This is a genomic window from Pseudoalteromonas sp. NJ631, from assembly GCF_000276645.1.
GTDB lineage: Bacteria > Pseudomonadota > Gammaproteobacteria > Enterobacterales > Alteromonadaceae > Pseudoalteromonas > Pseudoalteromonas piscicida.
The window spans coordinates 210,801-236,528 of record NZ_AKXJ01000005.1; the positions used below are offsets into that span (position 1 = coordinate 210,801).

18 protein-coding genes are annotated in these 25,728 nt (G+C 43.2%); 8 read left to right on the forward strand and 10 right to left on the reverse strand.

Features of this window, described 5'->3' with window-relative positions:
- Nucleotides 1–114 precede the first annotated feature (114 nt).
- Both A587_RS0111245 and A587_RS0111250 read left to right on the forward strand, forming a co-directional pair.
- Nucleotides 115–672, forward strand: a complete 558-nt coding sequence (locus tag A587_RS0111245) for a GNAT family N-acetyltransferase (RefSeq protein ID WP_017217668.1) — start codon at nucleotides 115–117, stop codon at nucleotides 670–672.
- Nucleotide 673: 1 nt separating this feature from the next.
- Nucleotides 674–2,008: an NAD(P)/FAD-dependent oxidoreductase gene (locus A587_RS0111250; RefSeq protein WP_017217669.1), complete on the forward strand. Its 1,335-nt coding sequence runs from the start codon at nucleotides 674–676 to the stop codon at nucleotides 2,006–2,008.
- A gap of 41 nt (nucleotides 2,009–2,049) precedes the next feature.
- Here A587_RS0111250 and A587_RS25265 read toward each other — a convergent pair whose 3' ends face one another.
- The 10 genes from A587_RS25265 to A587_RS0111300 all read right to left on the reverse strand — a co-directional run bounded on the left by A587_RS25265 (nucleotide 2,050) and on the right by A587_RS0111300 (nucleotide 14,820).
- Nucleotides 2,050–2,736, reverse strand: coding sequence for a hypothetical protein (locus A587_RS25265; RefSeq protein WP_017217670.1), 687 nt, complete (start codon nucleotides 2,734–2,736; stop codon nucleotides 2,050–2,052).
- Between the two features lie 348 nt (nucleotides 2,737–3,084).
- Nucleotides 3,085–3,771, reverse strand: a complete 687-nt coding sequence (locus tag A587_RS0111260) for a hypothetical protein (RefSeq protein WP_017217671.1) — start codon at nucleotides 3,769–3,771, stop codon at nucleotides 3,085–3,087.
- Nucleotides 3,772–4,018: 247 nt separating this feature from the next.
- Nucleotides 4,019–4,714, reverse strand: coding sequence for a hypothetical protein (locus A587_RS0111265; RefSeq protein ID WP_026000971.1), 696 nt, complete (start codon nucleotides 4,712–4,714; stop codon nucleotides 4,019–4,021).
- Between the two features lie 164 nt (nucleotides 4,715–4,878).
- Nucleotides 4,879–5,862 carry an HD domain-containing phosphohydrolase gene (locus tag A587_RS0111270; RefSeq protein WP_017217673.1) on the reverse strand — a complete coding sequence of 328 codons (984 nt, stop codon included), beginning with the start codon at nucleotides 5,860–5,862 and terminating at the stop codon, nucleotides 4,879–4,881.
- Complete coding sequence (locus A587_RS0111275; protein ID WP_017217674.1) at nucleotides 5,862–9,140, reverse strand: MHYT domain-containing protein; 3,279 nt, start codon at nucleotides 9,138–9,140, stop codon at nucleotides 5,862–5,864. Before A587_RS0111275 ends, A587_RS0111270 begins: the two co-directional genes overlap by 1 nt.
- Before the next feature lie 178 nt (nucleotides 9,141–9,318).
- Nucleotides 9,319–10,386 carry a lipocalin-like domain-containing protein gene (locus tag A587_RS0111280; protein WP_017217675.1) on the reverse strand — a complete coding sequence of 356 codons (1,068 nt, stop codon included), beginning with the start codon at nucleotides 10,384–10,386 and terminating at the stop codon, nucleotides 9,319–9,321.
- The gene (locus A587_RS0111285) at nucleotides 10,376–12,829 is read right to left on the reverse strand and encodes an ABC transporter permease (protein ID WP_232288053.1); all 2,454 of its coding nucleotides are present in this window, start codon (nucleotides 12,827–12,829) and stop codon (nucleotides 10,376–10,378) included. Before A587_RS0111285 ends, A587_RS0111280 begins: the two co-directional genes overlap by 11 nt.
- 4 nt (nucleotides 12,830–12,833) lie before the next feature.
- A complete protein-coding gene (locus tag A587_RS0111290; protein ID WP_017217677.1) occupies nucleotides 12,834–13,490 on the reverse strand; it encodes an ABC transporter ATP-binding protein in 657 nt (218 codons plus the stop codon).
- Between the two features lie 108 nt (nucleotides 13,491–13,598).
- Complete coding sequence (locus A587_RS0111295; RefSeq protein ID WP_017217678.1) at nucleotides 13,599–14,291, reverse strand: SDR family oxidoreductase; 693 nt, start codon at nucleotides 14,289–14,291, stop codon at nucleotides 13,599–13,601.
- A gap of 142 nt (nucleotides 14,292–14,433) precedes the next feature.
- Nucleotides 14,434–14,820, reverse strand: a complete 387-nt coding sequence (locus A587_RS0111300; RefSeq protein ID WP_017217679.1) for an STAS/SEC14 domain-containing protein — start codon at nucleotides 14,818–14,820, stop codon at nucleotides 14,434–14,436.
- Nucleotides 14,821–14,990: 170 nt separating this feature from the next.
- Between A587_RS0111300 and A587_RS0111305 the strand changes: the two genes are divergently transcribed.
- The 6 genes from A587_RS0111305 (at nucleotide 14,991) to A587_RS0111330 (ending at nucleotide 25,719) form a co-directional block, all read left to right on the forward strand.
- Entirely contained in the window at nucleotides 14,991–15,794 is an 804-nt protein-coding gene (locus tag A587_RS0111305; RefSeq protein WP_017217680.1) for a putative porin, read from the forward strand.
- Between the two features lie 144 nt (nucleotides 15,795–15,938).
- Nucleotides 15,939–19,190, forward strand: a complete 3,252-nt coding sequence (locus tag A587_RS0111310) for a S41 family peptidase (RefSeq protein ID WP_017217681.1) — start codon at nucleotides 15,939–15,941, stop codon at nucleotides 19,188–19,190.
- Between the two features lie 298 nt (nucleotides 19,191–19,488).
- Nucleotides 19,489–21,822 carry a ferritin-like domain-containing protein gene (locus A587_RS0111315; protein ID WP_017217682.1) on the forward strand — a complete coding sequence of 778 codons (2,334 nt, stop codon included), beginning with the start codon at nucleotides 19,489–19,491 and terminating at the stop codon, nucleotides 21,820–21,822.
- A 13-nt stretch (nucleotides 21,823–21,835) separates the two neighbouring features.
- Nucleotides 21,836–22,786, forward strand: coding sequence for an MNIO family bufferin maturase (gene bufB / locus A587_RS0111320; protein WP_017217683.1), 951 nt, complete (start codon nucleotides 21,836–21,838; stop codon nucleotides 22,784–22,786).
- Nucleotides 22,786–23,661, forward strand: coding sequence for an HvfC/BufC N-terminal domain-containing protein (locus tag A587_RS0111325; RefSeq protein ID WP_017217684.1), 876 nt, complete (start codon nucleotides 22,786–22,788; stop codon nucleotides 23,659–23,661). Before bufB ends, A587_RS0111325 begins: the two co-directional genes overlap by 1 nt.
- A gap of 111 nt (nucleotides 23,662–23,772) precedes the next feature.
- Nucleotides 23,773–25,719, forward strand: a complete 1,947-nt coding sequence (locus A587_RS0111330) for a winged helix-turn-helix domain-containing protein (protein WP_017217685.1) — start codon at nucleotides 23,773–23,775, stop codon at nucleotides 25,717–25,719.
- Nucleotides 25,720–25,728 lie beyond the last annotated feature (9 nt).

The window sequence follows — 25,728 nt, forward strand, 5'->3', positions numbered from 1 at the left end:
CTACGCAGGCTCTGCCTTGTATAAATACCAATCAAACTGCTGCAAAAACAAACTTGAAAGATAAACAGGCCCTAGTCAAAATGCCTCACAGTAAATAACAACAACAGAGAGCCTATGAAAATTATTCCTTTACAACCAGAACATTTCGAGCGTGTTATCGCACTTGGCAATCTCGTTCATGGTGATAATTATCTTGATAACGCAGGCATTGAACAAATGCGCCAAAAAGGCTGTAAAGACGGTATAAATGCTTCCTTTGTTGCCTTAAGCAATGACGATGAGCTACTCGGTTTTAGAACATCATATGGTGCCGGACAATGGCCTATAGATAAGTGGAGTTCACCGTCTTTGTGGCCTGTCGATCAAAATGACATGGCCTATTTTAAATGTATCGCGGTGTCACCGAACGCACAGGGCCAAGGTATTGGGCCTCAATTACTAAAACACGCAATAACAGCACTAAAACAACAAGGCGCAAGAGCTGGCGTTGCTCATCTTTGGAAACAAAGCCCAGGTAACGGTGCCGTTAAATACTTCACCAAAGCCGGTGGCAAACTGATCAAAGTCCATGATGATAAGTGGCTAGATGATTGTATCTATCACGGCTATGTTTGTACTATTTGTGGTACAGAATGTCACTGCCAAGCAGCAGAAATGGTATTGGAGTTTTAAGATGTCAGGGTTTGATCCTCTCACTCAGCCACATTGCCAAGGCCAAGCTTTTGCCAATAGCTACTGGGCTGCAACCTGCCCTTTAGGTACCCCCAACCCTTCGCTAGATAAACCACTACAAGTAGATATCGCAGTGATCGGTGGCGGCTTTACGGGCTTACTTACCGCCTACCATTTAGCTACCACTCATCATCAAAGCGTTGCCCTATTTGAAGCCAATCAAGTAGGCTTTGGCGCGAGCGCGAGAAATGCGGGATTTGTGCTACCAAGTACGGGACGGCTTGGTTATGCGCAACTGGCCAAAAAATATGGTTTGGATGTCAGTAAATCCATATATCAAGAGTATAACAACGCCGTTGCTTTAGTCCGTGAACATATCGACGCCAATCACATTGATTGCAACGTGCAAGCATCTGGGTATTTGAAAGTTGCACACAATCAGCAAGCATTTTCGCTACTAAAAGCGCAGTCCGAATTTCTCACTGCAACCATGGGTAGCAAGAGCCATCAATTACTGTCTCGGCAACAACTGACCGAAACCTATATGCACAACCAGCAAGGGTTTGGCGCATTGCGATTTGACAACGCGTTTGGTGTTCACCCGTTGAAACTGTTACTAGGTTACAAGGCATTAGCTCAGCAAGCTGGTGTGCAACTTTATGAAAACAGTCTGGTCACCCGCCACCAGAACCAAAATGGCAACCACCAGCTCGAAGTGAACGGCCACAAAGTCTCAGTAAATAAGGTAGTGATCGCAGCGAATGCCTATGCTCAGCGACAGTTTTCACCGTTAACTCAAGGGCGTTACTTGCCTATTTTAAGTAGTATTATCGTGACTGAACCACTCAGCGACGAGCAACTCGCAGCCAATGGCTTAATCACAGAGCAAGTCGTCATGGATACCAGACGGCTTAAATACTACTATCGTCGTCTTCCTGACAACCGTATTTTGTTTGGTGGGCGAGGCGCGGTGTTTGGCCATGATCAGGACAATGCAAAATATCAATACAACTTGCGCTCTGCACTTAACGACTGCTTTCCTAACCTCAATGCTAGAGTAGATTATTTTTGGAGTGGTTATATCGCCGCCACGCTTGATGATCTTCCCCATATCTACAGTGAAAATAACACCGGATACGTACTTGGGTATTGCGGCTCAGGTGTGGCGTTTAGTGCACAGGCAAGTATTCGACTTGCTGAAAAATTAATGGGTCTTAAAGTCCCTAATTTACCCATCTATACGAAGCCACTACCCAAGTTTCCAATGCCACGATTACGAAGAGTAGGTCAACTCGCGTATTACCAATATGCTCAGTTGATGGATAAATTCGCTTAGCAAATTAAGAAGGTGCACCTATCACGCACCTTTTTCAACGACTAAAAGCTATAGCGCAGATTAAAACCAACGTTGTTGTACACATCAGCATTTCTATAGTTTAGATTTGCAGAAATATGATCAGTAAAATGGTAGCCAATCTCAGCAAGGTATACAAAACTACTTTCTCCTTCCTCACCATTGATGCGTTCAAACCCAATACCGGCCTTCGCATCGAATGAGTCTACCGAGAGCACATAAGCCAATTCAAGATGATAAAGATCGGCATCGTTGTTAGCTGATACGTCAATTTCATTTCTATAACGGTATTCGCCGTTGATAATATATTCCACTTCCGCTGTTGCATCCATTTGCAACTTGAGCCGAGAATAACCACCATATAAATCCAGCGATGATCGCTCTGATAGTTGAAATTCATGACCCACTAGTAAAGTAAATTGTTTCCAGTCTGTATCAACTTTTGTTTCGATTATTCGAGCGCCAACGCCACTAGCGATATCATTTTGCTGACTGTTTTTATCACTCGATATTATATAGGTACCTTGTAGATAAAATTGGTCGAAGGATTTTTTTGCGCTCAGCGCCACCCCTGTTGGCTTTATTTCACTCAGCTCTTTAATTGAGATTTTCCCATAACCTATCTCAACGTAATCTTTTGATTGTGCGAAGCAACCTGAGCTTACCAAAGCTACTGAAAGGCAAGCAGCTAACTTAACTGTAGAATTCATGATCATCTCCTTATCTATCTACATAGTAAAGGTCGGAGCATAACAAGGTTTTGTTGCACGTTTAAGTGTTTCTAGAATAAAAACGCTTTTAATATTAATTTATTTAACCTGAGGTTTGGATAAGGAATGAGCTAACTAATTGGTATTACATGTTGGGTGCGATGCAAAAAGCTTAATTTGATAGGTAAATTCGCAGAGATGAACACGAATGTCAGAGAAATAATAGCTTGGTGTTAACAGGTATAATGGCGAAAGTTTGGATTAGAACATGCATTTTGTTTTAGATACGATTTCTACTGAAAGAAACCGCATCTTATCTAGGGCCTGTCGACCCTAGTGACCCTGATATCAGAAACTATATCTTAGGTTTACACCAAAGTTATCGTATTCGTCTGCATTTCTGTAGCTAATATTAGCCGAGATGCTGTCGGTAAATTGGTAACTCAGCTTGGCTAAGTATACAAAGTTAGTTTCGCTTTCATCTTCTTGAATACGTTCTAGACCAAGGCCAACGCGTGCATTCAGAGCTCCGAATGAATGCTCGTAGGCAGCTTCAATATGGTAATGATCGCTCGTGTCACTCTCTTTATCAGAGAAGCTTTCTTGATAACTGTAGCCATCGTTATAAGCAATATCTGCGATGCCTGAGTAATCCAATTCTAATTTGTATCTAGAATAACCACCATATACATCGACAAAGCCAGCATCTGTTACATCAAACTGATGACCAACTAAAAGAGTAAGATAGTTTAAATCTGTCTCAACTTTAACCGTTGTTTCTATATTTGCGTAATAATCGCTTTCGATTGAAGTACCTTTAAAGTCATCACTTAATGCAGCATAAGTACCTTGAAGATAAAAGCCGTCAAATGCCTTGTTTACCGTAACTGCGATACCCGTAGGCTTGAATTCATCAACGCCATCAAGCGTGATTTTTCCATAACCTAGTTCAACGAAGTCTGTTGAGTTTGCTAGGCTAGCTGTTGATGCAAATAATGCAGATACTAATGCCACTTGCTTTAAAATTGAATTCACGATCCACTCCATCATTCTCGTATTTAATCCGTGGCGCATACTACTGAAATTACATATAAATACAACTAGAACCCAAAATAAATACAAAATGACTTTGTAACAAAGTTTGTTACTATTAATCAAACCGTTAACTTGCTCGAGTTCAACTCAGTGTCGTAAACCAAGAGGAAGAAAATTAGCTAGGCGCTTTGGAAGTGGATGTTATGCCGTTCACAACAAGATTAACGGCATGACAAGGGCATTGTAGTCAGAAGCTATACCTCAAATTCAGACTGAGGGTATTGTAGACCTCAGCATTTCTATAGCTCACGTTTGCGGAAATATTATTGGTAAAACGATATCCAACCTCTGCCAGATACACTAAATTATTCTCACTTACATCATCCTGGATCCGCTCAAAGCCAACACCTACCCTAAAATTAAGGTCTACATGTGTATAGTCATAAGCAGCTTCTAAATGATAATGATCACTTGACTCATTTTCCCCTTGGTCAAGAAATAATATAAGCTCTTTATTGGTGTAACCATCATAGTACGTCGTATTGACTAAGCCTGAATAAGCTACTTCCAATCTATGCCTAGAATAACCGCCATAAATATCAATAAGGCTATTATCATTCAAATCGAACTGTTTACCGGCCAATAGGGTATAAGCTCTAGAGTCAACATCGAAATCTAATGTAGTTAATACGTCTTCTTCTGCACCATAAACTACTCCGGTAACCGCGACGTCATCAGCCATCAGAGCAGAAGAACCTTCTAGGTAAAGCCCACCGAACTCTATATTTGCTGTAATGACAAAGCCTTTAGGCTCAATCTCACTGACGTTATCGAACGCTAACCGACCAAATCCAAGCTCCATAAAATTTGTTGAGCTGGCGATGCTAGGTAGTGACGCTAACATGGCGGTAAGACTTATTGCCATAATTGAAACTGAATTCACAATCGTATCCTTGTTGATAGTTCCATGGTTAGAACCCAATATAGATACAAATTATTCGTATAGCAAATGCTTTACAATATGAGCAACTTAAAAATGCCTTACTACTCCCTCTCTCTACGCTCACAAGCATTAATCTTAAATTAGCCAGCGAAGATCAACTCCCCTCAGTCATACTGCGCTTTAATCTTTAGGATTTCTGGTAGGTTTTCATCGAGTAATTCAACTAATTTTGGGTCAAAGTGCTTACCACTTTCAGAATGAATGAAGGCTAATGCCTTTTCAATAGGCCAAGCCTCTTTGTATGGGCGCTTTGAAGTAAGTGCATCAAACACGTCCGCAAGCGCACAGATCCTCCCTTCAAGTGAGATTTCTTCCCCCTTTAATCCTTTTGGATAGCCGCTTCCATCAAATTTTTCGTGGTGCTCCATTGCCATTAAATATGCAAGCTTGACGAGTTTTGAATCAGAGTCCGCGAGTATATTTGCACCCAGCTCAGCGTGTTGTTTCATCACCTCATACTCTTCGGCATCTAAACGTCCGGGTTTCAGCAAAATGCTGTCGGCAATACCAACCTTACCAATATCATGCATCGGGGCGGCGAGCATCAAATCTTCCGCATACGCTTCCGGTAAACCACAAGCTTTAGCAAGCACAAAGCAGTAGCGGCTCATTCTTGCAATATGTTGGCCTGTTTCATTGTCTTTGTATTCCGCTGCCTGACCGAGCCGCTGCATCAATTCAACGTATGCACTTTTAAGCTCAGTAGCACTAACTAAAGACAAGTGCGTCTTCACTCGCGCTCTAGTTATAGCAGGGCTGATAGGCTTTGTGATGTAATCAACACCACCTAACTCAAAGCCTCGAGCTTCGTCAAACTCTTCACTCAAGGCGGTCACAAAAATCACCGGGATCCTCGCCGTGGTAGGGTCTTCTTTTAATTTGGAGCAGACTTCAAAACCTGTCATTTCTGGCATCATAACATCGAGTAAAATTAAGTTAGGTAGTTCTTTATCTACTAGCTCCAGCGCCAACTTTCCTGACTTTGCAAACTTCATACGATATTGATTACCCAGCGTTTGCTTTAGAATTTGCAAATTTGTCGCTTCATCGTCAACAGCTAGGATCAGAGGCTTGTGGTCATTTATCATTACACATCAGTACTCATTAATTGTGCGAGAATTTCCTCCGCACGTTCAAATTCAAAATCATCCAATGCATGTTTCAACGCCTCTACCTGGCTTCGGTAAGTAAGGGGCGCACTCTCTAACAATGCGTCAAGCACATCATCCTCGACTTGCGCCTCATCTATCATCTCTTTTACTTGTGGCAAGTTTTGCTTAAACAAAAAAACGTCGCCCTCACTCAACGCGTTGGTCACGACTTCTTCATCACTCAGACCAACCACGTCGTCTAGTTTTTCAATAATGAGCGCCATTTTGGCTCTCAAGCGCTCGTCAATTTCCTTTTTACGCTCTATTTGCTCTAGCAGAGCAAATAGCGTCTCCAAAGCCAGGTTTCCGGCAACGCCTTTGATGGTATGAATGCTCTGTAGCACATCATTCGTAAACTGACCTTCGTGCGCAAAGAGCGCTATCACTTCTTCTCTTTTACCTTCCCAAAAACGCGCCAGTTCTTTTAAAAACCGAGCCTCACTGCCCCACAGGTTTATTGCTCTAGCTCTATTTATAAGCTGTTTGTTGCTGGTTTGCCTTACTCCAATCGCCGTATGAGCGATATTGATATTGAGCGTCTCAGCAATAGTGCGAGTTAAATCTTCTATCACCACTGGTTTTGACGCAAATGCAGCCATACCAGCAGCTTTTGCAGCGGCTCTGTCCTCGCCCAACACACTCGCGGTCAGTGCAATTACCGGTGTCTCTTGTTGCCTATTTTCTCGTTCATATGCTTTGATAGCACGCGTCGCCTCAAGTCCGTCACAACCCGGCATATGAATATCCATTAGAATAAGATGGTATTGTTGCGCTTTTGCTTTTTCGATGGCCTCAAGCCCATCTCCTGCGACCTCTATACTATGACCTTGCTTTTCAAGTAATAAGCTCAACAATTCGGTATTTTGTTGAATATCATCGGCAACCAAGATATTTAATGGGGGAAGTTCGACATGAACATCTTGCGCTCTTGTGAATGCCGCGATTTTCTTAAGAGGCACAGTAAAGTAGAAAGTAGACCCTTTTCCAAGCTCACTATGAGCCCATATTTTTCCACCCATTAACTCGACTAGCTGGCGGCTAATGGTCGTCCCAAGACCTGTGCCACCAAAGCGGCGACTCATGCTCTCATCGGCCTGCTCAAAGGGGTTAAAAATAGAATCTAGTCTATCGTTGGCAATCCCTATACCAGTGTCTGCAATTTTAAACAGTACATAATCGTCATGGGATGACTCAACTCTAAGCTCTACACTGCCCTGTGCAGTAAACTTAATGGCATTGCCCAATAAATTTACCAATACCTGCCGTAAGCGGTCTGAAGCACCATGATAAGTTTGATGCAAACTGTGACTCATCGTGAGCTCTAGTTTTAAGCCCTTTTTCTTTGCTTGATACCAAAACGTCGATACCACGTTGTCGAGTAGCTCAGAAATACAGAAATCATTTTCAATCAAGTCGAGCTTGCCTTGGTCCAGCTTAGCAGAGTCTAAAATATCATTAAGTAAATGCAGCAGCGCCTTTGCACTGGTAAGTATCGTATTTACATGCTTACTTTGATCAGGCTTCAGCTCAGACTCTCTCAGTACTTCACTAAATCCTAAAATGGCGTTCATCGGCGTGCGAATTTCATGACTCATGTTCGCCAAAAACGCTTGCTTGGAAGCCGCTGCGCTTTCAGCAATGCTTTTCGCGGCACGTAGTTCGTCCTCCATGTTCTTGCGCTCGCTAATATCAAGTAATACGCCCGCAATGCCCTCAACTTTACCCGCTTGATCGTATTCAAATGAACCTTTATCCAGCACCCACTTGGTATGGCCAGACTTGTGTAATATTCGATATTCCTGCGAGTAACTCGCTTTGCCGCATTGCAGTGCTTGTTCAACCACATCGTGCGTTAAGCTTTTGTCGTCTTCAATAATCAAGCTAGCAAAATGAACTTGCCCAGAAATAAACTCTTCTGCTCGATAGCCTGTAAGCTGCTCAACAATGGGACTTACAAACGACATTGTCCATTCGTTATCTATCCGGCAGCGAAACGCCACGCCAGGCATGTTATTTAATAGTGTCCGATAACGCGTTTCCTGCTCAATCAGCGCTTTTTCCATTTGCTTTTGGGCTGTTAGATCAGTGATAAAACCCACATAAAACGCGCTTTGGTCTTTTAGTTCAACCTCTCCTATCCCCAATCGGATAGGCACTAAATGCCCATGCTTGTGTAGTGCCTTGATGTCACGACCAACCCCTTTAAATTGCTCAAGGTAAGCGCTGTTGAATGATACTTTCGTTTGCGCTTCTTTAGGTAAAAACACCGCAACATTGCGACCAAGCGTTTCTCCCTCAGACCATCCTAAAATTCGTTCAACTAACGGGTTACAGCTCTTAATGATACCGTCACCATTGATAGTTATGATCCCGTCAACGGCCGTTTCTAGGATCGCCGCAAGCCTAGATTCATTAGCGGCTTTGTCTGCAGCCACCGAACGGTACTTGCTCGCGGTATGAATAAGCGCAGATAAAGCACTAATGATCATACTGACAGCTGCAATAAACAATGCGAGTGACTGTGTGTGCTGATCTTGCATTTCTTGGCTAATTATTGGTGAATCAGATACAAATTTTGCCGCCTGCATGCCCGTGTAATGCATTCCCGACACCGATGCCCCAAGCGCCAAAGCACCTAAACACCTCACAATACTGATATTGTTGTCGCTGACATAATCGCGCAGCTTACTTCTCGTTTGAATAGCGATGAAAGCGAGTGACACCGCAACGATAATTGATAAGCCAAAAAGTGTAGGGTCATAACCCAACATAGGGCCAAGCTGCATGGCTTCCATACCGCTATAGTGCATGGTGCCAATTCCGGCTCCCAAAATGACAGCGGCGAGCCCCTTAACTGAAAGTGTGACATTTGGTCGAGTTATCAAATCAAACGAAACCCAACAGCCTAAGAAAGCGGGGAAGATAGACACTGCAGTAAGCCAAGGATCGTAATCCACTTCTACACAGAGTGAGAACGCCAGCATGCCAATAAAGTGCATACTCCAAATACCACCTGCCATGGCAACAGCACCGCCAAATTTTGCGAGTCGATTTATACGGCTATTTTGGTTTTGCTCAGCAAAGTCGATCTGGATAAGCGTAAAAAATGAGGCAATAACAGCCACAAGCACAGATAACGCCACAAGCGTAGCATCATAAGTTCCGTTGAGTAGCAACTCTGGTGCGGGATCGGTTACAAAAAACGTATTTAACATAGCAACACAGATAGTAAGATATTCTTAGAGTCTAGCTTTCTAGGACTGAGTTTGACAGAAAAAAGCGCTGTCAAAACAAGATTTCAGGATAAATTCATGTTTATTGTGCGCTAGTACTATCTCACTAGGAAATTTAACGACAATATAGGTACAAGTTAATCGATATAGCCAATGTGGGCTATTCGTATCCGACTAGCTCAGCGTACCCTTCACCGGTATAGCCGCCGGACACTTTTACTCTTCCTTCCCAATACGGGATCGTCAGCTGATTTCTCGCATCACGATTGATACTTTCTATCAGAATAACAGGATTGCGCTTTAGTCGTAATTGCCATTTAAATGGATAGCTTACTCCATCTAACGAAACCTGCTCCAAAACACTTAATTGAATATCCTTATGCGCTATTTTTGTCGCTCTACCCTCAGCTGTAATTTCAGTGCCTCGGCAATCTTTGTAGACTTGTTGGCTATCACGAATACAAAATACCATTAGTGCACCATTCGATCTGTCTTGACTCCGAATGCTAAACCAGTCCCAGCCGCGTTGTGATTTACTGATAAACGAGGAAGACCATTCTCTATCGAGCCACGCGTCACCGCTGACTTGATGTGTTGCACCTTGAAAAGTAAGCTCACCCAAGACGCTTAAAAAAGGAAAGCTGTAGTATATGGAGGCATGGCCGTCGGACGTTTTTTCACTGTAGCCATTCTTCCCATGTAGCACCATTGGGCTTGTGTTAAGTGTTAAACTAACACGGCTGTTTTCGTCCTCAGCATGAAGCGTTAACGGAAAAAATGTTTCCGTCTCACTGCGCAAATACCAATTATCCAATTGCGTGATAAATGGGTCTGCTTGAATTTTTACTTGTCCGGCTCTGCCATAACGTTCGAAGGCTTGGTGCCTTGTATTATCTTGAATTGCAAAATGCGCAAAATATAACTCACCATCCCACCATGGACTGGCATATTGACCACTGACAACTGAGGTTCTAAATAACGTCCATTGAACACCAAACTCTTGTCCTGAGTCACTTTTTAAGTTTGCAGTAACATACCACCATTCAATGCCTTGGTCCGGATGACTGCCGTGATCAAGTGGAAAACTTAACTGATATGAGGGAGAGACCGGATCGCCCAACTGAAGGTTGAAAAAGTCACGGTTTGAAGCTGGTGCTTCTGATGATTCTGGTGTGCAGCCGACACCCACGATTAACAGTAATAAAATGATAAGATAATTAGTCTTCATACAACAGATCCGCAGTATCGTAACGACTCAGTTTGAGTAGAGGTAGTACACTAACTAGCAAAGCTAAACCAAAAATTAGGGTGATAAAGACTGCGATCTCAAGATAAGGTAATAGAAAAGGGATCGTCCAACCGAAGCCAATTGGCATCACAAATTTAAGCAAGATCCACCCGAGCATCCCACCAAGTATCGTCGCCAGCACTAAACTCACAAGCAGAATAACAGCGCTCTGCGCTAATTTAATGGCAAACGCTTGCCAAGTGGTAACGCCTAATGTTTTTAAGATGGCCAAAGGTTGAATTTGCTTAGCGCCAAGTGTCAGTAATGATACCCACAGCCCAAATAGCGCGATAGCAACTATCATTAAATTTAACGCGTGTGTTGCATAAAACGTATGTTCAAACAAACGCGTAGCGTATTGTTTAAAACGCTGATTTTGAACCACTTGAGAGTCGTTTAAATGAAATCGCTGCATGACCTTTTGCTTAAATAAAGCGGTATCAATATCTGGCTTCAAAACAATTGAAAAACCATATGCTTCATAGTTAAGCCCAGCGTTTTCAATTGCGTCACTAACGGCGACGAACACCGCACGCTGCTCGCCATAATCGTAATAAAAACCCGTTATCTCACAGTTAATATGCTTTTTGCCTTGCTGCAACCGAATACGCCGACCCAACTTCACGCCATACAATAATTTGCTTGCCTCGTTGGCAAGGCACCCACTCACATTCTTATTCGCATCATAATAAAGCACCTCGTTATTAGGTGCGGCTCCCGAAAGTAGCCTAAGATTGTAGTGATGTTCGCCAGAGCGACCGAAGCTAATCAAACTCGCTGATTGAGTAGCTTGTTGATGTGAGCTCAGACCATAACTTATCTCTGCACGCCAAAATACACCGACCTTGTCGATATCCTGTTGGCTTAAAAGCCATTGATATTGCACATCAGAGACTTCGCTAGGCCTCACATATAGGTTTGCGCTAAGGCGGCCATCTAAATGGATCTGCAAAGCTGAACTAAAACTGCTCACCATAATTTGCAACCCTACGGAAGTGCCAACCGCAAGCAATACGGCATAAACACTGATTGCAAGCACTCTGATCTGCTCGCCACTGTCTGCTTTCATCCATTTTACTAATGGATGCTGAGTTGGAATACCTTTAAACGCGGCTCGTAGTACCACTGGTGTTATCATAAAAAAGAGCAACAGTAGGCAAACGCACAACCCAAGCGCATGAAATGGCGCTTCGCTACCAAGATAAAAATACCCAGCGGCCACAGCCAGTAGACTTCCACTCACTATTTTACTCTGCCAAGATTTATAAAAAGTAGGAGGCTTTACTTGGCAATAGGCCACACTGGCAAGTACCAAAAGGTTTAACACAAATGCTTGCAGCACGACTAACCAACTGAAATTAACCGGTAAACGCCTATCTAACGCGAATAAGCTCTCTAACGCCATAGAGATCTCACTCACCAATAAGTTCGCCCCCAAGAAAGCCACACCTGCGCCCACCAGTGCAGCAATCAAACTTAAGACGAGCACTTCAATGACTACCGCTGCGACTACATTTGCTTGAATACATCCGAGTAGTGTGAGTTGCTGATGTAGTGTTTTTCTTGCGTGCAGACAAAGCTTTATGGCGTTAAAACTTAAAAAAGCGCCAACTACGTAGCCTAGGAATGCAAGTGCTTGCAGGTTGAAGAAAAATGCCTTCGACAACGAGTCGAATGACTGCGCTTGTGCAATTTGCAACTGAGCTTGGTCACCAATAATCTGCCTAACCTTTGTCTCGTCCAATACTGCATTTGAGATCTCTATATAACTTATTCGACCCGCTGAATTCAGTAAATGGTCAACTAATGCAATATCGGCTAATGCGGTATCACCAGTCAGTTCCGATAAAACAACGAAGTGTACATTCGTATCAAGAAGCTTGATCACTTCATGCCTACTGAGCGACAACTGTTGAGCCATCGTGTCAGATACGTAAATTGTATTAAATCCAAATTGTAACGGTGCGGTTTGATTGCCTGACGTGCCTCCCTGTGATTGCGCTTTAGGCACAGACAACCATTGCAAAGTATTAACCCCTTTGATGCGAAGCCTATTCCCGCTCGGCAGGGTAAGCACGCCTTCCAAAACTGGCTCAGCAGATACGACTCCTGCGTTTCGAAGCGCCGTCCATACATCGGCAGTCAACATCTCGCGGCCTACGCTTGGCCGAACAAAGTGACTAATAGGATTGTTAATAAGTGCGCTGGTTTGCTGATAGCGATCTGTTGCTTCTTGATTTAGTCCTCGAATTGAGCCAAGCAAAGCACTACCCAAGGACAAGCCAAAAACGAATAGCAAAAACAACCAAAGATGCCTTTTGTAGAATTGGATAAAAACAGTAAGTATCAGCCTAATTTCTGATAACGCGCTCAGCCGTTCCATTACTTTAGCCATAAGCACGGTTATTTTGAATAGTGACTTTTCTATCGAGGCTGTCAGCAAGGTGTTGGCTGTGTGTAACCATAAGCAAGTTAACGCCTTGCTCTTCGCACAGCTCACGCAGAAGTGATACCACTTCTTCGCTTTTCGCAGCATCTAAGTTGCCCGTCGGCTCATCGGCCAGCAATAACTTAGGCTTGTTGATCATGGCACGTGCGATACCAACTCGCTGCTGCTCACCACCTGACAATTGCTGAGGCAAGGCTGTTAATTTATGCAAAATCCCTAAGCGCTCAGCCAACGCTTTAACATCGCTTTGCTTTGGGTTCAATTGATTGAGCTGTGCTTGAAAAACGATATTGTCGTAAACAGATAAAGGTGCAAGCAATTGATAGTGCTGAAATATCATCCCCAAACCACGACGGTAGAGCGCCAGCTCGGTATCATTAAATTGAGTAATATTTTGCCCATCAATAATAATGCTGCCGCTATCAGGCCTTAATAAACCACCAATCAGATGGATCAGGGTAGTTTTACCCGACCCGCTATCTCCAACAATCGCGACCTGTTCTTTAGCGGCAATACTGAGGCTAAGCTTATCTAATACAGCTCGATTCACGTCACCATCACGACGCGTAAAGACTAAATTTTGAACTTCTACCACTGTATGCACATTCCTTTACTACTATGTGGGCACTACTCAATGCATCTGTCTCGTCAAGTAGCCAGAACCTTTTATTTATCGTGTAAGCAAAGATTAGCTATCGTTTAACTACCAAGGAATAGCATCACCGCTATAGTCGTAAAAACCTCCGCTTTGTGCATCCACAAAATGAGATAACACGGAATAGATCCCATTTGCAGACTCATCTGGAGTAATTAACGCGTTAGGGCCACCCATTTCCGTTTGGACCCAGCCAGGGTGAATAGCGACGGTGCGGATCCCTTCACCCAGTAAATCATTTGATAGGCTTTTTACGACTGAATTTAATGCAGCCTTCGAACTGCGATAGATATAGCCGCCGCCTTTGGTATTCATGGTGTGACTACCAACCTTAGAGGAAATGGCTGCAAAAACCTTTTCATTGCCGTTGCAAAGATGGGTGTAAAATAGCTCTGCGAGTCGCATGGTGGAAAATACATTAACCTCCATCACTTCTCGCCACGCTTCTATATCTGTTTCACCAAATGCATAGTCTTTCGGCCCATAAATACCCGCATTGTTGATAACAATATCGATGGCCACAGGGGCCAGCTTCTCGCTTAATTCTTCCATCTGGTCGTAATTGGTCACATCTAAAGCAAATACTTGGAGCTCAGGAAAAGTTGGCGCGAGAGAATTGAGCTCTGAAGCAATAAGCGGGTCTCGACACGTTGCTAACACGTGCCAACCAGCCTGCAGATAGGTTTTAGTTAACGCAAGTCCAATACCGCGGTTTGCACCAGTGATCAGTATTTTTTTCACAGTTGAAGCTCCTAAGCCGTTATGACAAAAGCCAATGGTGTAAATTCACTATACTGATGATAGGTTGAATAATCCACTTTTTGCACACGTGACTAGCGTCTCGAGTCACAACACATAAACCATGAATTTAATTCAACTTAAATCAACCTCGTTCATTAAGCCAATTCAATGCATCTCTTTTATCATCAAAATACTTCACTTTACCAGTAACAAACCAGTTACCTATTGTTGCTGCAAGTCGATGCCAGTTTTTACCGCCATATATTGCTACTTTGGCAAATTCAGTGCTATGCTCAAAGGCGAGTCGGAAGTCATCCCACATGGCTCTTGGCTCCCAGCCCTCAAAATCAGTCGCATCAAGAAATGCATAGATTTTAGGCGCTGTTACTGCTTTAAGTGCACTCTCGATTATTGGTGTAATAACAACATAATCTTCATGAGTGAGTTTACCTGTAGGCTTAAGTGTGAGATAAATATCATCTCCAAAGCGCTCAGTGCCTATTGATATACCATGGAATGAATTCGTCATGTTCTCTTCCTTTATGTTTATCTCATAGATAAAAAGCATAATTAAGTCTCAGCTTTTTTGCCAATATCCAAACTTTTTTCATTATTGTCAGCTTCCGTTCAGATTTCTAATACTACCATGCGCGCCGTTGAGTCGATGTAGCTCAATATATGGAAATTAAAGGGATGACTATGAAAAAACTACTATCTATCGCAGCTGTTTCACTACTTGTTTCAGCAGCAGCTCAGGCTAACACTGGTAACGTACAAAAAGAGTGGTTCAACGCCGCTAGTTACACAGATTATGACTATGATGGCTCTGACAACCGCGCACTGATGCTTTCTTCTCGCTATTTCTTCGCACCTCAAGAATCAGTAGGCGTATGGGATGACTTTGGCTACCTTGATACGGACAGCAACGTAGGCGTAAGTTACTTTAACGATGATTTCTCAAATGCTTTCTCAGCTCGTGGTGAAGGCTTTATCACTAAAGAATGGTTTGTAACTGCTAGCATCGCAGATCTTGGCGAAGCTGACGACCATTACTCTTTCGGTTTTGGTTACCTTTACAACGACAACCTAAAGCTAAGCATTCGCCAAGAAGAGTTTGAAAACGGTGATACTACTTGGTTCAAAGCTGAGTACAATCACGAACTAAATTCTACAGATTACATCGGTTTCACTGTTGAAACTGAAGACGAATTTGATTATCTAAACCTAAGTGCACGTTACTTCATGCACGTTGGTGGTGACAGCTACTTCACAATCGACTTAGAGCACAACCGCATTGATACTGATGGTTTTGACGACAACGTAACAAACGTGCTTGCAAACTACTACTTCACTCGCAACTTTGCGCTTGGTCTAGGTTCATATGATTCAGACTTAGCGGTAGAAGCTAAATACTTCTTCAACGACACTTACTACCTTAAAGGTAGTGTAGTTGACACAGACGGCGGTGAAACAAGCAATCTAACTTTTGTTGCTCAATTCTAAATCAACACATGATTGAGGTACATCTGTACCTCCCCCAACTACTCAACACCTCTTCGCGACCACACTCCGCGTTGGGGTGTTTTTTCACATTTTGAAACAAGCTACTCATCTAAATTGGGTGCATTTCGCTTATCAAGCGTTATTATGTATCAAAATAATAACGGAAATGCCTATATTATGATGAAGATAAAAACACTCGTGCTCGCCATTGCTGCGGCAGCCGCGCCTTTTGTTTCAGCGTATCAAACCGAAGATACCCGCCTACTCCGCTTTCCAGATATTCACAAAGATAAAGTCACTTTTGTGTACGCTGGCGACATTTATATTGCCAATGCCAACACAGGTAAAAGCCAACGTCTGACTGACCATATTGGTTTTGAGACTTTCCCTAAGTTTTCTCCTGATGGCAGTAAAATCGCTTTTGCCGCTGAGTATAATGGCAGCCGTCAAATCTATGTGATCAATGCTGACGGTTCAGGATTAAAGCAACTGACTTATTACAACGATGTTGGACAAATGCCACCTCGTGGTGGGTTCGATTACCGTGTGATGGATTGGACGCCCGACGGCAAACATATCGTCTTTAGAGCAAACCGTACGCCATGGGGCAAACGTATGGGTCGCCCTTATATGGTACCGGTAGAGGGTGGACTCGAGCAGCCGCTGGCTATTCCGGAAACCGGCGGTGGGATGCTTTCTCCAGATGGTAGCAAGTATGTTTACACACCAATCGACAGAGAGTTTAGAACCTGGAAGCGCTCTCGTGGTGGTCGAGCACAGGATGTTTGGATTTATAACCTTGAAAACAATACATCTAAACAACTCACAACCGACAAAGCAACCGATCAGCAACCAACTTGGGTGAATGACAGTATCTACTTTGTGTCTGATCGTGACTACACGCTCAACCTTTATAAATATCGAGATGGCAAGTCACCGGTTAAAATGACTGACCACAAAGACTTTGACGTGCTATGGCCATCAGCCGGACCAGACGCCATTGTCTACGAAAATGGCGGTTACTTATATCGCTTTGACGAAGCGACAAAGACAACTAAAAAGCTAAAAATCGATGTTGCTGGTGTGCGTCAATATGCCATGCCATATAGTAAAAACGTTAGCGACTTTATTGATTCTATGGATATATCACACGATGGTAAGCGCGCATTGTTTACTGCCCGTGGTGAGCTATTCTCAGTCCCAGTAAAGCAGGGGCCGACTCGTAACCTCTCTTACACGCCAGAGGGCCGTGAAATTGAAGCAAGCTGGTCACCGAATGGCCGTTATATTGCCTACATGAGCGATAAAACAGGTGAATATGAAATCTATCTAAAAGATAGAGCAAATAACAACAAAACCATTCAGTTAACCGACAATGGTACCATCTGGCGCTTTACGCCAATTTGGTCGGCTGATAATAGCAAACTGCTCTTTGCAGATAAAAACCACACGCTATGGTGGGTCGATGCGAAATCTGGCGATATGCATAAAATTGACACCGCCAAATACGACGAAGATGGTCTAACCGAATATACTTGGTCACCAAACAGTGAAGATATTGTTTTTGTTAAAAACAACGAGAACCGCTACGCTTCACTTTGGCACTATAATATCAAGGATAAAAAGGTCACTCGACTGACTGACAACATGACCAGTGAGCGTAACCCGACTTTTTCACCTGACGGAAACTACATTTATTTCACTTCTGAGCGTGACTATAACCTCACCTTTAGCAGCTATGAATTTGATTATATGTTTAATAATGCCACACGCATTTATAGCGTTGCGGTGAATAGTCAGATTAAGCCGCTTAATGCCTTTGAAAGTGATGAGTTAAGCATTCAATCAGACGATGAAGCGAAAAAAGACAGTGACAAACAAGAAAATTACATTGAGGCCAGCGGCTTTATGTCGCGGGTTGTATCACTCTCAGCCCCAGCGGGTAACTACGGTTCGCTTACAGGTGTTGAAGGTGGCGTACTAACCTTAACGGGCGGTGCGTTGAAGCTCCTCAGCACGGAACCAGATAGCAAGCTTGAAACCGTCGCCGAAGGCGTAAGCAGCTATAAAGTTGCAGCTGGTGGTAAGCACCTAATCGCTCGCGCTGGTAACAACTTCAGTGTAATTGCACCAAAGCCAAAGCAAGATTTAAAAACCAGTCAGCTTGATTTATCTAAGATGAAACTGAAAATCGACCCGCAAGTTGAGTGGCAACAAATGTATGTAGAAGGCTGGCGCACCTTACGCGACTGGTTCTACGACGAGCATCACCATGGTCAAGATTGGGATGCTATCTTGGAGAAGTATCAACCACTTGCCAGCGCTGTCGCACACCGTAGTGATTTAGACTATGTACTTAGCGAAATTGCGGGTGAAATCAACGCAGGTCACATTTACGTACAATCTGGTGATGCCCCAACAGCAGAACGCAAAAAGCATGGTTTACTTGGCGCAGAAATAAGCGCTCATCAGTCTGGCTACGTAAAAATTGAGCGTATCTACAAAGGTGAGAACTGGCATGAAGACTACCGTTCACCACTCGATGAAACTGGTGTGAATGCCAATACGGGTGATTACATCATCTCGGTAAATGGCCGCTCGGTAAAAGACGTGGTTAACTTTTACGAGCTACTTGAAAACACCCAAGGCGAGCAAGTTGAGCTGGTATTGAGTAAATCACCAAGCGCTGATGATAGCTGGAAAACCACGGTAAAACCTGTCGCCAGCGAGCAAGGCTTACGTTACATGGCATGGGTTCAATCACGCGCAGACTACGTGGATAAACTATCAAACGGTAAGGTTGGCTATGTTCACCTGCCAAATACTCATTATGATGGTAACCGTTCATTATTTAAGAACTTTATGCCACAAACGAGCAAAGATGCGCTGATCATCGACGACCGTTACAACGGCGGCGGCTTTATCCCTGAGCACATGATCACTTGGCTTGCTCGTAAGCCACTCAACTATTGGAAACGCCGTGGTGTTGAACCAACAAAAACACCTTCGTTTGCACACGATGGTCCAAAAGCGATGCTTATCAATGGTTATTCAAGTTCAGGCGGTGATGCTTTACCTTACTACTTCCGTCAGGCGGGCCTTGGCAAACTGATTGGTACTCGCACTTGGGGTGGTCTTATCGGGATCTCAGGCAATCCTAGTCTTGTTGACGGAGGCCAAGTTATCGCTGCAACCTTCCGAATTCTAGATAACGATGGTAATTGGATTATAGAGAACGAAGGCGTCAGCCCTGATATCGAAGTGATCGATAGACCTGAACTTGTTCATGCAGGTAAAGATCCTTCTGTCGAGCGTGCAGTGAAAGAGCTACTGCAAGAGTTAAAAGATAGCCCGAAGAAAACACTGACAGTGCCTCCTGCACCATCTAAGTTCTGAGCGAGTAACTAGCTCCTCAAAGTGGTTTAAGGCTCTGACTTTAAACCACTTCTTTTATCTCTTTCTGCTTATTCGCTTTGTGCCTCTTAAATAGGTTATGAAAAAGTTACCACCATGTAATATCTCGTAATCGACCTTATCTTTTTTTACGACTACTTTGTATAACGAGTGTTCATCCCTCACCGACATCAACTTGCTTAAATTTTGAGTTGTCTTGGATAAATATCCTATATCCTAACGTATTTTTTATTTAAGCCAGTGGTATTGCACAACGTTCACCGTCACAAAGGAGCAAACTATGAATGTGCAGAACAAAACAGGCCCATCGGTAGAAGTAGATAAAGAAATTGATGCCAACATCCTCTTAAGCAGTGCACAAAAACAACAAATTAAAGCACGCAATAGCGAGTATAAGGCTGCTGATTTATCTTGTCTGAGAGCAATTGCACAAGCCGCTATTAACGTGGAGTTATTCACGATCCCACTTTATATGACCGGCCTCTACTCGATTCAAGGTACACATCAGATTGCGGACGCTTCAAATCTTTATCCCGGTCGCTACTGGCCAGGACTTGGTCCAACAGCGGGATATATACCAGAGCACCGCCTAAACAAAGGCTACGACGTAGAGCTTAAACCGCTTTTTAATATCGATGCTTTGGTTGGTGACAATGACGACCCAAACAACCAAAAAGACGCATTTAAACTCTCTGTGAACCAGCAAGTGTTTAACGGTGTGTATAGTGTTTTTATTGAAGAAATGCTGCACTTACAACTGGCCTCAAACATGGCTAGCAAATTGGGCCTCACACCAAGCTTTACTAGCCAAGCATTAATTGACGAGAAGTTTGGTTGGAAGTGCTATAACAATCAAAGTAGTATTCCACATATTTTGGACTTTGCTGATTGCAGTGACGATTTGTCTAAATTAAGCCCTGAAGTTCAAGCTTACTTTAAGCAAATTTTCCCAAATAAAACGTTACAAGATCTTCGTGTTAATGCCACTGAGCTCAACAAAGAACAGACATTACTTTTTATGTTAATTGAAGAAACGGAAGAAAACGCAAAGAAAATTATCCAAGAACAATATTTAGAACCAAACAAAGACACAAAACGACCAAAATATTTTGAGCAAGCACCTTATGACTGGTGGAAACCAGATTACACTGAGAAAAACCTACCGCTGTTTGGTTCGATTGGACACATGTACCTCAGCTATTGGGATTATATTCAGATCCAATATGACGATGGCACCAGCTTGCTCGACTACGCAACCATTCAACGTGACTATTTTAATGAGCGCCCAGGTAACAAAGATTATCAGCCACAATTCCCTGGCATTAAAGGCTCACTCAACGTAAAAGAAGATCATACTGCATTAAAAGAAGCGTTAATGAATAATGTAAATGCCATTACTGATCAAGGTGAAGGTGATGGTGTAGCAGAAATGATTTGTAAACGCTGGGCAGATGAAAAATGGGCACAAAACCTCCTAGCTGCTAAAGTGGCTAAAGCGGATGATATCCACCTCAGCACCGTAGAAGAGAAGTTTCAACCTAGTGCAGAAGCATTGAAGGCGGATTATCCCGCAAGCTGCGGTGAAGGCCCAATTTCGGGTTCGGCTTGTGCGCGGATCACTAATAAATACAAAGATCACTTTCAAATATTTACCGATACCATGAAGCTCATTGTCGACTTTGAGAAGCCTTCAAGTCAATCGGACGAACGTTACATGACATGGTCAACTTGGTTTGCTGAGGGTAATAACTGGAATGAGGCGTTATTGGATCCCAACGGCGGTGATGAAGCAGCTAAGCAAAACCCAAATCTACCTTGCGTCAGCAGTGTAGTAAAAGCGCTTAACAACCTTAAACTCTCGTCCAATATTGGCAATACGCATCAATTATTCAGTCAATCTGCGGTAGGCACAATTAAAGGTCTAACTACAGCACTTGACCGTTATTGGTCGGGTAAAACCAGTGAGTTTCCGGGCCCTGCAATGGGTGGCTCAGGCGATAGGATTTCGATTTGCTGGGCAACCACGGGAATTGCGCCGGATTTAGTAACGGGTATCGCCCCGCAAAATCCGAACACCCTTTATCACGCCTGCCAAGGAATGAGCTATACCAACATCGGCTCGGATGACTTACCTCCTCCTGAGGTTTATCATAGTTGTAAGGGAAGTAACGACTGTAAAGCACAAGGTGGCTGTGGTTTTGTTCATAGCACAACGCCAGGCGGTAGCTGTGGTGGTAGCGTATCAACAGGGCCAAAAAGTGCCCCTGCTGATAATAAGTGTAATAACTTGGGTGGGTGTGCTGTGCCTATCTCAGCCTCTCAACTCTTCCCAAAACTTTCCGGTGAAGACCAAGAATACGATATGCAGCTATTTAAGTTTAACCTAAAAGATAACAGCTTCTCTGCTATTGATTACACTTATCCGAAAGGCCAACAAGCTCCAACCGATCAATCTGCAGATCATGTGCTAATGCCTTATAAACAAGGAGATGCCGTATACAATATTGCTTGGCAAGCATACTGCAATGCCAATGGTTTATTGAACGAAGATGGCGAACCTAAAGAGAAGCCAAAACCTTCAGATATTCGTCTAGCTCTTCCTCCATCAACTTGATAGGAAAGATAGCATGACAAATCCAATTCGGACGCAGCAGCTTGCTGCGTCCGCTATCGAAAAACTAACCGACTTGGGGTTTGGTATTGGCCTAAGAAGCCAGCACTATCCCTTTATTATGTCCCATTTAGAGCGCGGTACATCACTTGGTGTCGACTGGTTTGAAATCATCAGTGAAAACTATATAGATAATCACGGATATGGCCGGCATGTCCTCGCTCAGTTAAAGGAACAATACCCGCTAGTGATGCATGGTGTGTCAATGAATATTGGTAGCAGCGACCCGCTTAACTTTGAATACTTAAGCAAGCTTAAGGAGTTAAGTGAATTCGTTAAGCCACAGCTTATTTCCGATCATTTGTGTTGGACAGGCATTGCTGGTTTGAATAGTCACGATCTCCTACCTATGCCATTGACTGACGAAAGCCTACAACACGTTATCAACCGTGTTGACCAAGTTCAGGATTTTTTAGAACGGCCTTTAGTGCTTGAGAACCCATCAACATATCTTGAATTTCAACATTCAACCCTCACTGAAAGCGAGTTTTTCAGTGAGTTAGTCACCGCAACAGGCTGCGGTATGCTGTTGGATGTAAACAATGTTTTTGTTAGTAGCTTTAATCATGGTTTTGACGCAGAAGCGTTTATTCGTCAACTCCCCCATGAGCACATCGTTCAAATCCATCTTGCCGGTCCTAGTGACTGCGGTGATTGTTTGATAGACACTCATGACCAGCCGGTGCCCGCCAAGGTTTGGCAGCTTTACCAACTGGCGCAGCACTTAACGGGTGGCGTGTCTACCCTACTAGAATGGGATGCCAATATCCCCAGTTTTCCAGAACTCGTTGATGAGTTAAGCAAAGCAAAACTGGTACTGACAGGGCATATTCCAAAGCAAGATACAGTTACTAACACCAACGCGCTGTCCACTCCAATCGTCAATGAGCGAGCAGAATCAACGTAATGAAAACGCCAGACTTAACGCAAACTCAACAATGGCTTAGCACCGTTTTGATGGTACGAGGCGATCTACCACAAAAGCTCAATACCGCTGCAAATCCGCATGGTTTAACGCTGCATGACTGTGTAAAAAGTAACAAAACACTGGGAGCCATGAGAAGAGTAGACATCTATGCTGCGGGCTATGTGATGCGTTTAGTAGAATGTCTTCGGGGGGAGTTTGCTCTACTTTGCCAGTTTATGGGCGACGAAGTATTCGACACCTTCGCCAAAGCCTTTATTGTCACCTTACCCTCAGAGTCTTGGACACTACATCAACTAGGCTCACGCTTCGCTGATTTTTTAGCACACACTAAACCTACCGGTGATTTTAATGCCCACCAGCGAGCTATGTTTAGCTTGCCTTCAGAGCTGGCTAAGTTTGAAAGAGCCAAAGCGCTTGCACTGTTAAAACCAGGACCGGAAACCGAGCAATCAACAGCGCTAATAAACGAGATTGAACTCCTTTGCGGCATTGCCGAAGACTTTGTCATATCGGTGCCAGAATCCGTACAACTTATTCAAACCGATTACCCTTTGCTTTCTCTTATAACCCAGCTTGAGCAAGCAAAACCGTGCACCTTGCCAACGCCTGAGCAAACGCATATTGCAATATCGCGCCAACAATATCGCATCAAAATGAATGTATTAAATGACTGGCAAGCGAATTTATTACTGCACTTGAGAGAAAAACCGCTGCGCTATCAAGAAGCAATAACCTACTGTGCTAAGTGCATGAATATGGAGACTCAAGTATTGAGAGCGCAGTTAGCAGTTTGGCTGCCAAGCGCGATTAATAGGGGGCTGTTTATAATTCAAAATGAACCAGCACCCTGCTGATCCAATTTTCTAATAAAGGTTCGGTTGCTAAAGTTAAATAACTCTTGATGGGTTATTTTTATAGGCAATACAAGATAGACTAGCTGTATCGACTGCTGTTCCCAAATAATAATGATAACAATCAATAACCGTAAGCTAGACTTAGCCACGGGTGAACTTATCTACCTTGATGAGACAATCAAATTAGAGGCAAAGGTGCTGGCAGTATTTGAAATACTGTATAAGCATCGCGGAACGCTTGTTACGCAAGAGCATTTACTTAATTCTGTATGGCAAAATACCGTCGTCGCCCCAAATGCCCTTCAACGATGTATTGCTCAGCTTAGAAAACTACTTGGGGATAGTGATAAACGTATTATCCAGACTTTTCATAAAAAGGGCTATCGTTTACAAGTTGGGGATCAGCATACTGATTTAAGCCAAAAGCTGAGAGCCTATATTCTCTATTTCGCAGCTTTCATCACCCTCTTCGGTATGTTGTTTATCTATTCAACGATGCCAAAAGCTAATTTCCAACTTTCAGAGGTTACACCTGTAAGTTACGGATTGGAGTTGGAAAGCACTGCGACACTTACCTCAGGTAGAAGGTTGTTATATGTGGCCAGAACGCCGCAAGCAGCGGAACTAAAAGTAAAGGATTTGGATTTCCAAACAACTAAGTTAGTTACCCGTGCATTGGATTTTGTTGGCAAACCTCAGCTTAACAAAGATGGTAAAAAAGCAGTACTCATTGAAACACGCAAAACAAAATCACAAGCTAAGTGTCATCAAGCTATCGTCGTGTTACCAAGGTTTGCTGCCAGAAAAGTGATCTCTCCTTGCTTGAATAGAGAAGTACAGCAAGCCTACTGGGTGGGTCAGCAAGTGTTACTTATCGCCAATAACGAGTATGCCCTTTTTACTCCGCACTCAGACTCAGTCACATTTACTTCTTTACCTATAGCTGCAACAATTTTAGCGTCCTCATTTAATGAGGGTCAACTTACTTTACTCATCCAAGATCCAGATAAAGAGGCTTATCTCTCTAGTTATATGATTAGCAGAGAAAACGAGCTTTCTCTTCTTCAACAAGAAAAATTGTCGGGTGTAGAATTGGATCGTTCGCTAGTGATAGTAGATGGGCCAGATACAACACATATACTTTCAACCGCATCTGCGCTCTACATTTTCCAAAACCTCCAGCTTGTACAAACCATTCCTGCAATCGGCTCAGAATCGTTCTACATTACTGAATATCTTAAAGATAACAACTATTTAGCGACACAAATCCGAGAACAAAAGCAGATTAATATTCAAGACAACCACTCTACAAGCCGACTTACAATCAGCCACTACGACGAGCTTTCAGGGCAATTTCAACCAAGTGGAAATGCCATTGCATTTCTCTCTAATCGTACAGGTACCAGTGAAGTTTGGTTAAAGCAAGAACTGCAAGAGATCCCGCTCACCCATAACAAACATATTTCGTCTTTTGTTTGGACAGCCGATGGTAAACAATTGTGGGCAGCATCAAAACAAAGCTTATTGAAAATTAATTTAGTCACTGGCGTTGAAGTTTTTCCTGCTTTATTTGAAAAGCAAATTATAATGCAATCAATTGAAATAAAAGGAAGTAACTACCTTCTCATCAATGATCTTGGCAATAAACAGCTAGTACTTTTCGACCCTGTAACCAACCATAAACAGCCACTTTATCAGGGGCAGGTTCACTGGGCACAAATACAGCAAAACGGTACTGTCTATATAGCCACACCAGATGAGCCAAACTTAAAAGTACTCATCAACAATTCGCTCAAACCACAGCCAATAACAAACAAAATCACATTGCATTGGCGTTTTTACCTACGTGGGAATGAGCTGATTATTCCCGACAAACAGGCGACTATCTGGCGCTATAACATCAACACGCAAGTTTTGGACATATTGGGCAAATCCGACGAGCAGACTCGCTTGATCACAGATGTTCAACTACATCCTTTTAAGGTTTTAGCTGACTCACCAAAAACACTTAGCGCAAACCAAGTTAAAGTAAAAATAGCAGAGCCAGAAAACCACTAATATAAAGGT

What these genes read in the sequence shown, in the direction of transcription:
- A587_RS0111285 (WP_232288053.1), bottom strand. Translation starts at nt 12,829, where the DNA reads ATGGAACGGCTGAGCGCGTTATCAGAAATTAGGCTGATACTTACTGTT.
- A587_RS0111315 (WP_017217682.1), top strand. Translation starts at nt 19,489, where the DNA reads ATGAATGTGCAGAACAAAACAGGCCCATCGGTAGAAGTAGATAAAGAA.
- A587_RS0111305 (WP_017217680.1), top strand. Translation starts at nt 14,991, where the DNA reads ATGAAAAAACTACTATCTATCGCAGCTGTTTCACTACTTGTTTCAGCA.
- A587_RS0111250 (WP_017217669.1), top strand. Translation starts at nt 674, where the DNA reads ATGTCAGGGTTTGATCCTCTCACTCAGCCACATTGCCAAGGCCAAGCT.
- A587_RS0111300 (WP_017217679.1), bottom strand. Translation starts at nt 14,820, where the DNA reads ATGACGAATTCATTCCATGGTATATCAATAGGCACTGAGCGCTTTGGA.
- A587_RS0111270 (WP_017217673.1), bottom strand. Translation starts at nt 5,862, where the DNA reads ATGATAAATGACCACAAGCCTCTGATCCTAGCTGTTGACGATGAAGCG.
- A587_RS0111275 (WP_017217674.1), bottom strand. Translation starts at nt 9,140, where the DNA reads ATGTTAAATACGTTTTTTGTAACCGATCCCGCACCAGAGTTGCTACTC.
- bufB (WP_017217683.1), top strand. Translation starts at nt 21,836, where the DNA reads ATGACAAATCCAATTCGGACGCAGCAGCTTGCTGCGTCCGCTATCGAA.
- A587_RS0111325 (WP_017217684.1), top strand. Translation starts at nt 22,786, where the DNA reads ATGAAAACGCCAGACTTAACGCAAACTCAACAATGGCTTAGCACCGTT.
- A587_RS0111330 (WP_017217685.1), top strand. Translation starts at nt 23,773, where the DNA reads ATGATAACAATCAATAACCGTAAGCTAGACTTAGCCACGGGTGAACTT.
- A587_RS25265 (WP_017217670.1), bottom strand. Translation starts at nt 2,736, where the DNA reads ATGAATTCTACAGTTAAGTTAGCTGCTTGCCTTTCAGTAGCTTTGGTA.
- A587_RS0111310 (WP_017217681.1), top strand. Translation starts at nt 15,939, where the DNA reads ATGTATCAAAATAATAACGGAAATGCCTATATTATGATGAAGATAAAA.
- A587_RS0111245 (WP_017217668.1), top strand. Translation starts at nt 115, where the DNA reads ATGAAAATTATTCCTTTACAACCAGAACATTTCGAGCGTGTTATCGCA.
- A587_RS0111280 (WP_017217675.1), bottom strand. Translation starts at nt 10,386, where the DNA reads ATGAAGACTAATTATCTTATCATTTTATTACTGTTAATCGTGGGTGTC.